This is a genomic window from Streptomyces sp. NPDC050121 (assembly GCF_044460385.1).
In the GTDB taxonomy this organism is placed as follows: Bacteria; Actinomycetota; Actinomycetes; order Streptomycetales; family Streptomycetaceae; genus Streptomyces; species Streptomyces soliscabiei.
In genome coordinates this window covers 73,091-87,234 of sequence record NZ_JBITJV010000035.1, presented here as the reverse complement: position 1 = coordinate 87,234, position 14,144 = coordinate 73,091, and the positions used below count along the sequence as shown (strand labels likewise).

Genomic DNA, 14,144 nt, shown 5'->3' with positions numbered 1-14,144 from the left:
GGATGGGTTCGTTTCCGGCCACCGGGCTCGCGCCGCGCTGCGCTCCGTAATGTTCGCCACCAAATCCGAATGTTTCGGCGTCCTCGGTGTTCCCTTCGGGCCTTGTTTCTTGAGCGGGCCCCTGGATTCCCTGTGTTCAAGGGGTTGCCACCCGTCGGAGGGTGTCTCTAGGGTGCGGCAGCAGCGAAGCTTTCTGGATCTGGTTCGAAACTTTCGATCAATCAAGGAGCGCATGATGGGTGACCCGGCACTCTCCCGCCGCGGGTTCCTGGCGGCCTCCGCCGCGGCCGGTCTGAGCATGACGGCACTGAGCGCCTGCGGCGGCGACTCGGACGGGGGGTCGTCGGGGACGACCACGATCGAGTGGTGGAACATCTCCACCACCCAGCCGGCCAAGAACGTCTGGGCCGCTCTGGCCAAGCAGTTCGAGGCGCAGAACCCCAAGGTGAAGATCAAGATCGTCCAGTTGGAGAACGACGCCTACAAGTCGAAGATGACGGCGCTGACCGCCTCGGGGAAGCTCCCCGACATCTTCCACACCTGGGGCGGCGGTGTCCTGAAGCAGCAGGTCGACGCCGGGCTGGTCGAGGACCTCACGGACCGGACGAAGGAGTGGGGAGAGGGCCTGCTGCCGGTCGCCCGCGAGCCCTACCTGCTGGACAAGACGGTGTACGGCATCCCGTTCGACATCGGCATGATCGGGTTCTGGTACAACAAGGCGCTCTTCAAGCAGGCCGGCATCAGCGCCCCGCCCACCACCTGGAGCGGTTTCCTCGACGCCGTGCGCAAGCTGAAGGCCGCCAAGATCACCCCGCTCGCCCTGGCCGGCAAGGAGAAGTGGCCCGGCATGTACTACTGGGCGTACCTGGCGATGCGCACCGCCGGCGTCGAGGCCCTCCAGAAGGCCGGGGACGACAAGGACTTCACCGGAGACGGGTTCGTCCAGGCCGGACAGCACCTGAAGGACCTCGTCGACCTCCAGCCGTTCCAGAAGGGCTTCCTCGGCGCCGCCTACAACAGCCCCACCGGCCAGGCCGCCGCCGTCGGCAACGGCAAGGCGGCGATGGAACTCATGGGCCAGTGGGCTCCCTCGGTGGAGGCCGATGCGGGCAAGGGGCTCGGCGCGAACCTCGGCTTCTTCCCGTTCCCGGCCGTCGAGGGCGGCAAGGGCGTGAGCACCGAGGTGTTCGGCGGGGGCGGCGGGCACGCCCTGCGCAAGGGCGCCCCGCAGGCGGCCGTCGACTTCCTGAAGTTCTTCGCCTCGACCGCCACGGACACCGAACTGGTCAAGAAGACCGGGGTGCTGCCCGTCGTCCCGGCCGCCGACAGCGCCATCACCGACCCCAACGTCAGGGCCGTACAGGCGCAGCTGAAGGCGGCCACCGGCTTCCAGCTCTACCTCGACCAGGCGTACGCGCCCGCCCTCGGCCAGGAGGTCAACGACAGCGTCGCCGCCCTCATCGCCGGCTCCAAGTCGCCGAAGCAGGTCACCGAGTCGATCACCAAGGTCGCGAAGGAAGAGCAGTAGCAGGCGATGACCTCCACCTTCCTCCCGGACAAGCGCAGCGGCCCGGATGTCCACCTCCCGGCCCCGGCTGCGGACAGCAGCCGGGGCCGGGCGCGGCGGCGGGCGCTGCACTGGCTCACCGCCGTCGGCTTCCAGGCGCCCGCCCTGGTGCTGTTCGGCACGCTCGTCCTGCTGCCGATGCTGTTCGCGCTGTACGCCTCGTTCTTCCGCTGGGGTGGCTTCGGCATGCCCGAGGACTACATCGGCGGCGACAACTTCACCCGACTCTTCAAGGACCCGGTGTTCCTGGGCGACCTGTGGCGCTGCCTGCTCCTGGTCGGACTCTCGCTCCTCCTCCAGCTGCCGTTCGCGCTCGCCCTCGCGGTCGCGCTCAACCAGAAGATCCGCGGCCGGGCCGTGTACCGGATGCTGTTCTTCGCGCCGTACATCCTCTCCGAGGCGATCACCGGCGTCCTGTTCAGCATGATCTTCGCCCCGGACGCCGGCCTCGCCGACCACGTATTCGGCGCGATCGGGCTGGACGGGGTGGGCGGACAGTGGTTCGCCGACCCCTCCACCGTCATGGCCACCCTCTTCCTGGTCATGACGTGGAAGTTCTTCGGCTTCCACATGATGCTCTACCTGGCCGGGCTCCAGTCCATCCCGGCCGAGTTGACCGAGGCGGCCCTGATCGACGGCGCCGGCCCCTGGCAGCGCTTCCGCAACATCACCCTGCCGCTGCTCGCGCCCACCCTGCGGATCAGCGTCTTCCTGTCGGTCATCGGCGCGATCCAGCTCTTCGACCTGGTGTGGGTCGTCACCGCGGGTGGTCCCGACCACCACTCCGAGACGATGGCCGTGACCATGTTCCAGTACGGCTTCAAGCGCTACCAGGTCGGCTATGCCAGCGCGATCAGCGTGGCAATGTTCGGCATCTGCCTCGTCTTCGCCCTCGCCTACCAGCGGTTCGTGCTCCGCCGCGACCTCCAGGGCGCCACCACGACCATGCGAGGAGGCGGCTCGTGAGCGTCGTCAAGACCGGCCAGAGCGTCGTCAAGACCGGCCGGAGCGCCGGGACCGGCCGGGGCGCCCGCGGGAGAGCCCGGACTCTGCCGTTGCACCTGATCCTCGGGATCGTCGGCGCGGTGATGGCCGTACCGCTCGTCTACGCCGTGCTGTCCGGCTTCAAGTCCACCGACCAGCTCTCCCGCAACCCCATCGGGCTGCCCGACCCCTGGGTCATCTCCAACTACACCGACATCCTCGGCTCCGGTTCGTTCTGGCGGATGGTCGGCAGCAGCACGCTCATCGCGGCCGCGACGACCGTGGTGGTCGTCGCGGTGTCCGCGCTCGCCGCGTTCTCCTTCGCCCGGTTCGCCTTCCGCGGGCGGGAGGTGCTGTTCACCCTGTTCACCTTGGGGCTGATGTTCCCCTTCGCGGTGGCGGCGTTGCCGCTGTTCCTGCTGCTGCGCTCCATGGACCTGCTGGACAACCCGCTCGGGGTGATCCTTCCGCAGGCCGCGTTCGGGCTGCCGATGACCATCGTCATCCTGCGCGGGTTCTTCCGGGAGATCCCGGCCGAGCTGGAGGAGGCGGCCACCCTCGACGGCTGCGGGCCGCTCGGCTTCTTCTGGCGGATCCTGCTGCCCATGGCCAGGCCCGCCCTCGGCACGGTCTCCGTGCTCGCCGTCGTCGCCAGCTGGAACAACTTCCTGCTGCCCCTGCTGGTCTTCAACGAGCCCACCTGGTGGACCATCCCGATCGGCGTCCAGCAGTTCCAGGGCCAGTACTCCGCGGACTACGCGCGCGTCTTCGCCTATCTCGTCCTCGCCATGGTTCCGGCCCTGGCCTGCTACTCCGTCGCCGAGCGCCAGCTCGTCGGCGGTCTCGCCGCCGGCGCCTCGAAGGGATGACGCGCGCCCGCGGATCCGTACGGCTCACACCCACTCCCAAGTGAGGAGTCGCCCCATGCCCAGCACCGCCGCCCGCACCCGGCTCAGACTCGCCGGAACCCTCGCCGCCGTCCTCGTCGCCGCCGGCGTCGTCACCGGACCGGCCGCCCAGGCCCACGAGAGTCCGGCCCACGAGAGTCCGGCGCACGGAAAGCCGCGGGCCACCCTCGCCGACCTCGCGCAGCGCCACGGCCGCTACTTCGGCAGCGCCACCGACAACCCCGAACTCACCGACACCGCCTACACGAAGATCCTCGGCAGCGAGTTCGACATGATCACCCCCGGCAACGGCATGAAGTGGTACGCCACCGAGCCGCAGCAGGGCGTCTTCGACTGGACCAACGGCGACGAGATCGTCGGCCTCGCCCGGGCGAACCACCAGAAGGTCCGCGCCCACACCCTCGTCTGGCACAGCCAGCTGCCCGACTGGCTGACCGGCAAGGAGTGGACGGCCAATGAGCTGCGGGCCGTCCTGAAGAAGCACATCCAGACCGAGGTGCGCCACTACCGGGGCAAGGTCTACTCCTGGGACGTCGTCAACGAGGCGTTCAACGAGGACGGCACCTACCGTGAGACGATCTTCTACAAGACGCTCGGCCCCGGCTACATCGCCGACGCGCTGCGCTGGGCCCGCCAGGCCGACCCGAAGGCGAAGCTCTACCTCAACGACTACAACATCGAGGCCGTCGGCCCGAAGAGCGACGCCTACTACCGGCTCGCCAAGGAGCTGAAGGCGCAGCGGGTCCCGCTCGACGGCATCGGCCTGCAGGCCCATCTCGCCCTGCAGTACGGCTATCCGACGACCCTTGAGGACAACCTCCGCCGCTTCTCCCGGCTCGGCCTGGACACCGCGCTCACCGAGGTCGACGTACGGATGCTGCTGCCCGCGACCGACGAGAAACTGGCCCAACAGGCCGACTGGTACCGGGACATGACCGAGGCGTGCCTCGCGGTGCGGCGATGCGCCGGCATCACCGTCTGGGACTACACCGACAAGTATTCGTGGATTCCGGCCTTCTTCCCCGGCGAGGGGGCCGCCCTGCCGTGGGACGAGCAGTTCGCGCCGAAGCCGGCGTACTACGCGATCCGGGACGCGCTCAGCTAGCGGTGCGGGGCGGGGCGGTGCTCGAACGCACCACCAGCTCCGTGCCCAGTTCCACCCGCGGCGAGTCGGGGCGCTCGCCGCGGGCCAGGCTCAGGACGGTGCGGACGGCGAGTTTGCCCATGTCGGCGAGGGGCTGGCGGACAGTGGTCAACGGCGGCGCCGACCAACGGACTTCCGGGAGGTCGTCGAACCCGACCACGCTCATGTCCTCGGGGGCCCGCAGTCCGCGCCGGCGCAGCGCCTCGATCGCGCCGAGGGCCATCTGGTCGCTGGCCGCGAACACGGCGGTCGGCGGCTTCGGCAGGTCGAGGAGGGCGGTGCAGCCGGTGAACCCCGACTCGGGGCGGAAGTCGCCGGGGACGACGAGCGTTTCGTCGACGGAGAGCCCGGCCGCCTCCAGGGCCGCCCGGTAGCCGTCGAAGCGGGCCCGGGAGCACAGCAGCCGGGGCGGCCCGGCGATCAGGCCGATCCGGCGGTGGCCCAGCGACAGCAGGTGCTCGGTGGCCGCCAGACCGCCCGACCAGTTCGCGGCGCCGATGGTGGGGGTGTCGGCGGCGGGAGAGCCCGTCGGGTCGACGACGACCAACGGGACGCCCAGGATGCGCAACTGCTCGTGCAGGGTTGGTTCCAGGGCCGAGGTGACGAGGATGACGCCGTCGGAGGCACGGGAGCGCAGGTTGCGCATCCACTCCCGGGCGTCGCCCGAGCGGCCGTGGATCGCCGACACCACCGTGCCCACCCCGGCCGCGTGGGCGATTTCCTCGACGCCTCGGATGATCTCCACCGCCCAGGGGCTGTCGAGGTCGTTGAAGACCAGGTCGAGCAGGGCGGCACGGGTGGGGGAGGCGGCGGGGCGCTTGCGGTAGCCGTGTACCCGCAGCAGGTCCTCGACCCGGGCCCGGGTCTGCGGCGAGACGTCCGAACGCCCGTTGACCACGCGGGACACCGTGGGCACCGAGACGCCGGCCTGGCGGGCGATCTCCGTGATCGTGACCCTGCCCCGGGACGCCGACGCCGTATCGTCCGCTGTCACTTCGCCACCTCCGTCGCGTCGCTTCGAACAATGCGCCGAAACTTCCAGGAGTCTTCCGGAAAGTACGGGGCCGTGGGAAGAGATACAGACATACATGGGGGAACGCATCGCGCGGGAACCGGGGGACTACGGGGAGTGAGCGGCCCCGGACACGCGTCGGGGCCGGTGCGCAGTGGGTGAATTGCGGCCGGCCCCTCAGGTCTCCGGACGGCGGTCCCGCGCCGTCCGGGTCGTGCGGGTGGTGCTCAGGCGGCCGTCACGACCCGGTGGGGGGCGATGACCTGGCCGTCCGGCAGGAGCTCACCGGTGTCCTCGAAGAGCAGGACGCCGTTGCACAGCAGGCTCCAGCCCTGTTCCGGGTGGTGCGCCACGAGGCGGGCGGACTCCCGGTCGGCTGACGTCGCTGTCGGGCACGGTGGCTGGTGCTGGCACATGGATGGGAACTTCCGCTCTGGCGTGATGAGTGGGATGGCTGTCGTGTCTGACCCGCGGCTTGAAGCATCGTTCATGGCCGCCCCCCGTTGTGATAAGTCGGTCGGAACCCAGTGTTGCCCTACGGAGGTCGATCCGCAGGGATTTCGCGGCACCGCTTCTCACAGGTTCATGACGCGTCACCCGCGCGGGCGGTTCATCTCAACCGCACTGTCACTTCGGATGGTTCCTGGTGGTCGGATGGGGCTAGTCCGGGCCGGACACGCCAGGGGCACGGAACGGCACGGAGGGTGGTGAGGGCGCCGGATCGTGGGGCACCCCCGTACCCCGCCACCGGGCCGCGGTGACGGGGTACGGGGGTGCAGGGGCCGGCCGGGTCGGTCAGGCCGGTGAGCCGAGCAGCGGGGGCGGCGCCGGTGTCACCCGCAGGGTCAGCACCGGGAGCAGGTCGGCGACGCGGTGCGGACTGTGGGCGGCGATCCCGGGCGGCGCCGGGGCCAGCGGCACCAGCAGGTCGGTCGGGGCGGGATGGCCCGTGGTGCCGTCCGAGGCGCTGTCGCCGTGCAGCCAGAGCGTGAGCATGTACAGCCCGGGCACCGACAGCAGTCGCGCCTGGTAGGACTGGGTGGTCGACTCGGCCTGGCGCAGGGCGCGTTCGGTGGAGGCGATGTAGGGGCCCTCGAAGAAGTGCGAGAACGCCCAGCCGTCCGGGGTGAGTCGGGTCTCGGCCGCGGCCACGGCGCGGTCGTCGCAGCGGATCAGGAAGCGCCAGCCGGCCAGCCTTGTCGCGGCCACGCCTTCGGGGGTGATCCGCTCCAGGACGTGCAGCGGAAGCGGGAGTTCGGGGGTGGCCTCGCCCTGAGCGGCGCGCAGGGAGGGCGTACGAGCCTCGCGGACCGCGGTGGGGGAACCGAGTGCCGTGAGGACGGAGCGAAGTGCGGGCGCGGGAGCCGGGGGGACATGCAAAGGCATGGTGGGTCGCCTCTCATTCGACAGGCACGGTGGCGCGAGGGCGTGGGCGGACGGCGCTGTCAGCTAGCTCTCGACAGGTCGGAGAGGCGGGGGCCCCGGGTCTGGGGTTGCCGGGGTGCGCGAGCGGCCTGCCGTCACCTCGACGACAGGCTCCTTCGACCGTGGGCGCCAACCTTCTCTGCCTTGTTCGCGGAGTTTATACGACACGTGTTCAGACTGTGTTTCGTCTAGTCGATTCCGGGACACTCGGCAAGGGTTCATTCGGTCGGTGATACGTGTGAATCATCCCGATTCAGAGCGGGCCGCGACGCGATGACCTCGGGTTATGAGCGCGGAGTGGTCGGCCCATTGTCGTCGGCGTTTTTCACGAGTTCCGAGTTCAGGAAAGGGCGACCGGCCGCATGCCCGGTGAATGTGCCACCGGTCACCGCCGGTGGCTTTCGGTCAGCGTAGCGTGTGCGTGCGCGGCGGGGGACGTTATCGATCGGCTCGGCTGGGCATCATCCCCCCTGACCCGGGACATCCGGCGGCCGGGATCGCCGGCCCGCCCATGCGAGGAGGGACGCTTCGATGGGGGAGAAGGTCGTGGCAGGCGCGTTCGACCTGTCCGATCGTCAGCACTACCGGGACAAGCTGCGGCGGTGTCTGACGGGGCTTGAGCGGCTCCTGGCCCAGAAGCGCTTCGACCGCCCCAAGAACCTCATGGGGCTCGAGATCGAACTGAATCTCGCGGGCGCCGACGGTCTGCCGAAAATGCTGAATGGGCAAGTGTTGGAGAGGATCGCGAGCCGAGATTTCCAAACAGAACTCGCCATGTTCAACCTGGAAGTGAACATAGCTCCCCATCGATTGGGCGGTCGGGTATTCGACCGGCTCGCGGAGGAACTCCGTACGTCACTGGCATATGCCCACCGAAAGGCGAGCGAGGTCGATGCGGGAATCGTGATGATCGGTATTCTGCCGACTCTCGACCGCGACGACCTGGTCTCGTCCAACCTTTCCGACGTCGATCGCTACACGCTCCTCAACGACCAGATCGTGGCCGCCCGCGGAGAGGACTTCGCGCTCGAGATCGACGGCGTGGAGCGGCTGTCGTGCACCTCGAAGTCGATCGTGCCCGAGGCCGCCTGCACCTCCGTGCAACTGCATCTGCAGGTCACGCCGGGCCGTTTCGCCGCGGTGTGGAACGCGGCGCAGGCCGTCACCGCCGCGCAGATCGCCGTCGGCGCCAACTCGCCGTTCCTGTTCGGCCACGAGCTGTGGCGGGAGTCGCGGCCCCCGCTGTTCCAGCAGGCCACCGACACCCGGCCGCCGGAACTGCAGGCGCAGGGCGTGCGGCCGCGGACATGGTTCGGCGAGCGGTGGATCAGCTCGGCGTACGAGCTGTTCGAGGAGAACCTGCGCTTCTTCCCGCCGCTGCTGCCCATCTGCGACGAGGAGGACCCGCTGGAGGCCCTGGCGGCGGGCAGGGTGCCCTCGCTCGCCGAGCTCGTCCTGCACAACGGCACCATCTACCGCTGGAACCGGCCCGTCTACGGCATCGCCGACGGCGTCCCGCACCTGCGGGTGGAGAACCGGGTGCTGCCCGCCGGGCCGACGGTGACGGACGTGGTCGCCAACGCGGCCTTCTACTACGGCGTGGTCCGGGCCCTGGCCGAGGACTCAAGGCCGGTCTGGTCCCGGCTGCCGTTCGCGGCGGCCGCGGCCAACTTCGACGCGGCCTGCCGCTACGGGATCGACGCGCGGCTGCAGTGGCCGCGGCGGGGGCGGCTGGGCGGTGTGGTCGAGGTGGACGCGGTGAGTCTCGTCCGCGACGAGCTGCTGCCGCTGGCCGAGGCGGGACTGAACGGCTGGGGGGTCGAGCCGGCCGACCGTGATCTGTATCTGGGGGTCATCGAGGAGCGGTGCCGACGGCGGGCCAACGGGGCGACGTGGCAGGTGGCGACGTTCCACCGGGCGGTGGAGGCGGGGTTGTCGCGGGATGCGGCCCTCGCCGCCATGACGCGACGGTATGCGGAGCTGATGCACCACGGGGAACCGGTGCACACCTGGCCTGTGGGGGTGCCCGAGGTTGTTCCTCTCGGGTGAGGCCTGAGGCCTGAGGGCTTTGCGTGGTTCGCCGTCCGCGAGCGCCTGGGGCTGGTCGCCGCGGAGAAGGCGAAGGGCCGCAGGCTGTTCCGCACGGCGGCCGCAGGGTCCCCGGCGGCGGTGAGGACGACGGCGGTGGCGACGGCCTCGGTGCGTCGGCGCATCCGAGGACGGGGGTCGCTGCTGCCCGCCCCACACCGATCGGGCAAGCTGTGACGTCCCATGACGGTGGCGACCCTCCCTGCCGGCCCGGCGTCCCCGGTGGCGCCAGCGCTCCGCACGACCTGCGGTAGGGATGGCGATGCGGCGGGGGTCACGCAACTGGAGGCACGTGTGCAGGTGGAGGCAGGGGTAGGTGGCTGATTCTCTTCCGCAGGAGCGGCTCTCGCGACGGATGCTCCGGGACGAGACGCTGCTCGTTCTGGGGCTTTCACTCGGTGCGAGCGGTGTGTCCGCCCTGATCAGCTTTGTTGGATCGGTCACCAAACCGGGAGGTCTGAAGGACCAGGCGGCGACCCTCAACGCCTCGGCCGCGCCGGGCCGTCCATGGCTCGATCTCGCCTGGCAGTTGTTCGGGATCGCCACGGCGCTCGTCCCCGTCGCCCTCGTCGCGCATCTCCTGCTGCGCGAGGGACAGGGACTGCGGACGCTGGGCTTCGACCGCACCCGGCCCTGGCCGGACCTCGGCCGCGGGGCGGCGATCGCGGCGGTGATCGGCAGCACCGGCATCGCCTTCTATCTGGCGGCCCGCGGTCTCGGCTTCAACCTCACGGTGGTGCCGGAGGCGCTGCCGGACGTGTGGTGGAAGTACCCGGTGCTGGTGATGTCCGCGATGCAGAACGCGATCCTCGAAGAGGTCATCGTCGTCGGCTATCTGCTGCGCCGGCTCGGCCAGTTGGGCTGGACGCCGGGCAGCGCGCTCGTCGCCAGCTCCGTGCTGCGCGGCTCGTACCACCTCTACCAGGGCATCGGCGGCTTCATCGGCAACATGGTGATGGGCGTGGTCTTCGTCTACCTCTACCGGCGCTGGGGACGGGTGGGGCCCCTGGTCGTGGCGCACTCCCTGCTCGACATCGGGGCCTTCGTGGGATACGCGCTGCTGGCCGGGAAGGTGGGGTGGCTGCCGACGGCGTGAGCCACCCCCCTTGGGACGGACCCGCTTTCTAGGCGAGCAGCTCGCCCTCGATGACCGTGAGCGCGCGGCCCGCCAGCAGGGTGCGGTCGCCGCGTACCTCGGTGCGGACACGGCCGGAGCGCGGGGACGCCTGCAGGCCGGTCAGGGCGGTGCGGCCGAGGCGCTCGGACCAGTAGGGGGCCAGGGCGGTGTGGGCGCTGCCCGTCACCGGGTCCTCGTCGATGCCGAAGTTCGGGAAGAAGCAGCGGGAGACGAAGTCGTATCCCAGCGCCGGATTCTCGGCGCGGGCGGTGGCGATGATGCCGCGACGGGAGTAGGCGGCCAGGGCCTTGTGGTCCGGCCGCAGCGCGTGGACGGTCTTCTCGTCGGCGAGCTCGACCAGCAGGTCGCCGATGTGCGGGCCGGTGTCGTGGCAGTCGAGCGGCTCGGCGCCCAGGGCCTCGGCGACCCCGGCCGGGACCTCGACCCTGGTCAGCGGGGCGGTCGGGAAGTCCAGGGTGATCGAGCCGTCCTCGGCGGGCGTCGCGACGAGGACGCCGCTGCGGGTGGCGAAGCGCACCGGCCCCGGGTGGGCGCCGGTGGAGTGCAGGACGTGGGCCGTGGCGAGCGTGGCGTGGCCGCACATGTCGACCTCGGCGACGGGGGTGAACCAGCGCAGGGCCCAGTCCGCCTCGCCGCCCTCGGGGAGCGGGTGGGCGAACGCCGTCTCGGCGTGGTTGACCTCCAGGGCGATGTTCTGGAGGCGCGTGTCGTCCGGGAAGGCGTCCAGGAGGAGGACCCCGGCCGGGTTGCCGGCGAAGGGGCGGTCGGTGAAGGCGTCGACGATTCGAATCCGCATGCCGGTGACGGTAGGGGGTCGGCCGGGCCGTCGGCCAAGGCCAATCGGCGAGTCCTGGCCCGATTCCGCCACCCCCGTGAGCGGGCTGCACCGTGCGGCTGCGGATCCCTCGAAGCGCGTCCGGGGCGCAACCCTGGGATCCTGGGAGCGATCGCAACCCATGATCTGACGACCACGGGCGGTGAGCGCCATGGCCGGTGTCGAGGAGGTCGCTCCGCAACCGACGGCTGCGGACGCCGATCCCCAGGGGGAGCCGTTCTTGCGCACACGGTTCGTCGTACCGGCCCGGCCGGTGACGTTCCTGCGGCGCGAGCGCCTGGTCAACCACCTGGACCAGGCGCTGCGGACACCTCTGACCGTGGTCAACGGCGCCGCGGGCGCGGGCAAGACGCTGCTGGTCGCCGACTGGGCCGCGGCGCGCGAGGCGCCCGTCGCCTGGCTCACCACCGACGCGGCGGAGCAGGGCCCGGGCATGTTCTGGGCGTATCTGCTCCAGGCCCTGCGCGCCTCGGGCGTCCCCCTCCCCGCGGAGATCGGCTGCCCCACGGACGCGAGCCACATTCCCCCCACGCTGCTGGCGCGGCTCGCCGCCGAGCTGTGCGCCAGGGACCGGCCCGCGACCGTGGTGCTCGACGAGTACGACCGGGTGAGCGACCCGCAGATCGCAGAACAGCTGGAGTTCGTACTGCACCACGCCGGCGACGGCCTGCGTCTGATCCTCGTCAGCCGTACGGAACCACTGCTTCCGCTGCACCGGTACCGGGCGGCCGGCTGGCTCACCGAGATCCGGGCCGCGGAACTGGCCTTCACCTGCGAGGAAGCGGCCGAGCTGCTGGAACTGCACGGCCTGCGGCTTCCGGCGCACGCCACACAGGGGCTCGTCGAACGCACCCGGGGCTGGGCCGCAGGGCTGCGGCTGTGCGCCCTCGCCGCGGGGGAGAGCCCGGATCCGGAGAGGTATCTGAAGGAGTTCGAGGCCGACCGCACCACGGTCGCCGACTTCCTGCTGGCGGAGGTGCTCAGGCGGCAGTCTCCCGAGACGCAGGACGTCCTGCTGCGGGTCAGCGTCCTGGACCGTTTCTGCCCGGGACTGGTGAACGCGCTGACCGAGCGCACCGACGCCGGGCCCATTCTGGTCGGTCTGTGCCGCGACAACGCGTTCGTCGAGCACCTCGCGCAGGACTGGTACCGGCTCCACCCGCTGTTCGGGGAGATCCTCCGGGCCCATCTGCGGATGCGGTCGCCGGGTCTGGAACCCGAACTGCACCGGCGGGCCGCGCGGTGGCTGCGGGGCTCGGGATCCCTTGCGGAGACGCTGGGGCACGGCGCGGCCGCCGGCGACTGGGAGTTCACCGCCGACGCCCTCGTCGACGACCTGGCCATCGGCTGGCTCTTCACCGGCCTGCGCTCCGACGAACTCGCCGAACTCTTCTCCCGGATGGGGCCGGAGGTCAGGAGCCCCGCCTCGGACCTGGTCCGTGCGGCCCGTGAGTTCTCCCGCCGTGACCTCGGCCGCGGTCTGACCCACCTGCGTCGCGCGGAGGAGAGCCTGACCGCCGAACTGGGCCTGACCGCAGCAGAGTTGGGGCTGCCAGGGGAGCCTCGGAAGCCGGGGGAGCAGGTGGAGCGGTGGGAGTGGGCGGACCCGGGAGGGCCGGGGGCGAACGGCTCGGAGAGGGGAGACGACGGCCTTGCGGCCGAAGGAGCGTTGACGGCGGCCGGGTGGAGTCCGGCGGGCGAGGCGTCCGGCCTCGTGGCGGTCCGGTTGAGCTGTGCGCTGCTGGAGGCGCTGGCCGCCCGGCTGACCGGTGCGCCCGGCCGGGCGGAGCTGGCTGCGGCGGCCGCCGAGACACTGCGCGACCAGGTACCCGCGCAACTGCTGGAGAGGCATCCCGAACTCACCGCCCTGCTGCTGGCTCACCTGGGCTCGGCGCGGCTGTGGGCCGGGCGGTTCGACGATGCGCGCGCCGCCCTGTCGAGGGTGGCCGGGGCATCGGCAGGCGCGTCCACGGCGCTCGCCCGGGAGGACTCGCTCGGCCGGCTGGCTCTGATCGACTATCTGAACGGCTGGCCCGGCAGGGCGGAACGCACGGCGCGGGCCGCGCTGACCGAGACGGAGCGTTACGGCCTGCCCCAGCCGTCCGGTTCCGGCATGGGACGGCTGGTCCTGGCCGCCGTCGCCGTGGACCGTGACGAGTTGCGCCGGGCGCGGGCACTCCTCGACGAGGCGGCCGACTCGCACCCCGCGCTGCGGGACCCGGTCATGGAGGCGGGCCGGGCCATCGCCACCGCCCGTCTGCACCTGGCCCGTGGCGACCCGAGCGCCGCGCGCGCGGCCGCGGAACGAGCCGTCCCCGCCGCCGTGCTCTCCCCCTGGGCGCAGGGGCAGACGGCGCTCGTGGTCTCCGCCGCACACCTGGCCGAGGGCCGCCCGGAGACGGCCTTCGAGGTACTGCTGACGACGCCCGACCAGCAGCCCGCGTGCGCGGTGGCGGCCGCGCGGGCACAGCTCGCCGCGGGCCGGCCCGGCGCGGCGGCCGACCTGCTCGACGGCGTGCTCGACGGCGTGCGCGCCGAGGGCCGTGCCGGCCCGGCCGTGACCGTTAGAGCCGCGCTGGTGCTGGCGCAGGCGGCGGACGCGGCGGGCGGTGTGGCCGACGCGCGCAGGCTCGTCGCCCAGGCACTGCGCGAGGCACGACGCGAAGGGCTGCGACGTCCCTTCCGCGAAGCCGGGCCGTGGATCCGCCCTTACCTGGCCACGGCCTCCCCCCGGGGACCGGCCGCGGACTGGCTCACCCCCGGGGTGCCGACGTCCGACGGTGCACCGCCCCCGGTCGTGGAGGAGCTGAGCGGACGCGAACGCGACGTGGTGCGCAGGCTGGCCCTGATGATGTCGACGGAGGAGATCGCCGCCGACCTGTATGTGTCGGTGAACACGGTCAAGACGCACCTCAAGAGCGCCTACCGGAAACTGGCGGTCAACCGCCGAGGCGACGCGGTACGCCGCGCCCGCGAGCTGAACCTGCTGTGACCGACCGGGCCGTCCGGGCTGTGTAGTTCCCCCCTCGTGGGTGAGGCGGCG

At 71.3% G+C, this 14,144-nt stretch carries 11 protein-coding genes; 7 read left to right on the top strand and 4 right to left on the bottom strand.

Features of this window, described 5'->3' with window-relative positions:
* Positions 1 to 235 precede the first annotated feature (235 nt).
* The 4 genes from ACIBTS_RS37670 to ACIBTS_RS37655 all read left to right on the top strand — a co-directional run bounded on the left by ACIBTS_RS37670 (position 236) and on the right by ACIBTS_RS37655 (position 4,564).
* The gene (locus ACIBTS_RS37670; RefSeq protein ID WP_399325181.1) at positions 236 to 1,528 is read left to right on the top strand and encodes an extracellular solute-binding protein; all 1,293 of its coding nucleotides are present in this window, start codon (positions 236 to 238) and stop codon (positions 1,526 to 1,528) included.
* Between the two features lie 6 nt (positions 1,529 to 1,534).
* Positions 1,535 to 2,533 (top strand): carbohydrate ABC transporter permease, encoded by a 999-nt coding sequence (locus ACIBTS_RS37665; protein ID WP_399325180.1) that lies wholly within the window; start codon positions 1,535 to 1,537, stop codon positions 2,531 to 2,533.
* 122 nt (positions 2,534 to 2,655) lie between these two features.
* Entirely contained in the window at positions 2,656 to 3,420 is a 765-nt protein-coding gene (locus ACIBTS_RS37660; RefSeq protein ID WP_319673742.1) for a carbohydrate ABC transporter permease, read from the top strand.
* Positions 3,421 to 3,475: 55 nt separating this feature from the next.
* Complete coding sequence (locus ACIBTS_RS37655; protein ID WP_399325179.1) at positions 3,476 to 4,564, top strand: endo-1,4-beta-xylanase; 1,089 nt, start codon at positions 3,476 to 3,478, stop codon at positions 4,562 to 4,564.
* Here the strand turns inward: ACIBTS_RS37655 and ACIBTS_RS37650 are convergent.
* From ACIBTS_RS37650 to ACIBTS_RS37640, 3 genes are all read right to left on the bottom strand, one after another.
* Positions 4,557 to 5,597 carry a LacI family DNA-binding transcriptional regulator gene (locus tag ACIBTS_RS37650; RefSeq protein ID WP_079663625.1) on the bottom strand — a complete coding sequence of 347 codons (1,041 nt, stop codon included), beginning with the start codon at positions 5,595 to 5,597 and terminating at the stop codon, positions 4,557 to 4,559. The two genes, ACIBTS_RS37655 and ACIBTS_RS37650, sit on opposite strands and share 8 nt — an antisense overlap.
* Before the next feature lie 245 nt (positions 5,598 to 5,842).
* Positions 5,843 to 6,031, bottom strand: coding sequence for a DUF5999 family protein (locus ACIBTS_RS37645; RefSeq protein WP_055632223.1), 189 nt, complete (start codon positions 6,029 to 6,031; stop codon positions 5,843 to 5,845).
* Positions 6,032 to 6,410: 379 nt separating this feature from the next.
* Entirely contained in the window at positions 6,411 to 7,001 is a 591-nt protein-coding gene (locus ACIBTS_RS37640) for a hypothetical protein (protein ID WP_399325178.1), read from the bottom strand.
* Positions 7,002 to 7,571: 570 nt separating this feature from the next.
* On the opposite strand from ACIBTS_RS37640, the gene ACIBTS_RS37635 reads away from it, so the two are divergent.
* Both ACIBTS_RS37635 and ACIBTS_RS37630 read left to right on the top strand, forming a co-directional pair.
* The gene (locus ACIBTS_RS37635) at positions 7,572 to 9,089 is read left to right on the top strand and encodes a glutamate--cysteine ligase (RefSeq protein ID WP_399325177.1); all 1,518 of its coding nucleotides are present in this window, start codon (positions 7,572 to 7,574) and stop codon (positions 9,087 to 9,089) included.
* 394 nt (positions 9,090 to 9,483) lie between these two features.
* Positions 9,484 to 10,224 carry a CPBP family intramembrane glutamic endopeptidase gene (locus ACIBTS_RS37630; protein WP_399325196.1) on the top strand — a complete coding sequence of 247 codons (741 nt, stop codon included), beginning with the start codon at positions 9,484 to 9,486 and terminating at the stop codon, positions 10,222 to 10,224.
* Positions 10,225 to 10,252: 28 nt separating this feature from the next.
* On the opposite strand, the gene ACIBTS_RS37625 is transcribed toward ACIBTS_RS37630, so the two are convergent.
* The gene (locus tag ACIBTS_RS37625) at positions 10,253 to 11,062 is read right to left on the bottom strand and encodes a PhzF family phenazine biosynthesis protein (RefSeq protein WP_399325176.1); all 810 of its coding nucleotides are present in this window, start codon (positions 11,060 to 11,062) and stop codon (positions 10,253 to 10,255) included.
* 190 nt (positions 11,063 to 11,252) lie between these two features.
* Between ACIBTS_RS37625 and ACIBTS_RS37620 the strand changes: the two genes are divergently transcribed.
* On the top strand, positions 11,253 to 14,093 hold the full coding sequence (locus tag ACIBTS_RS37620; RefSeq protein WP_399325175.1) for a LuxR C-terminal-related transcriptional regulator: 2,841 nt from the start codon (positions 11,253 to 11,255) through the stop codon (positions 14,091 to 14,093).
* Positions 14,094 to 14,144 lie beyond the last annotated feature (51 nt).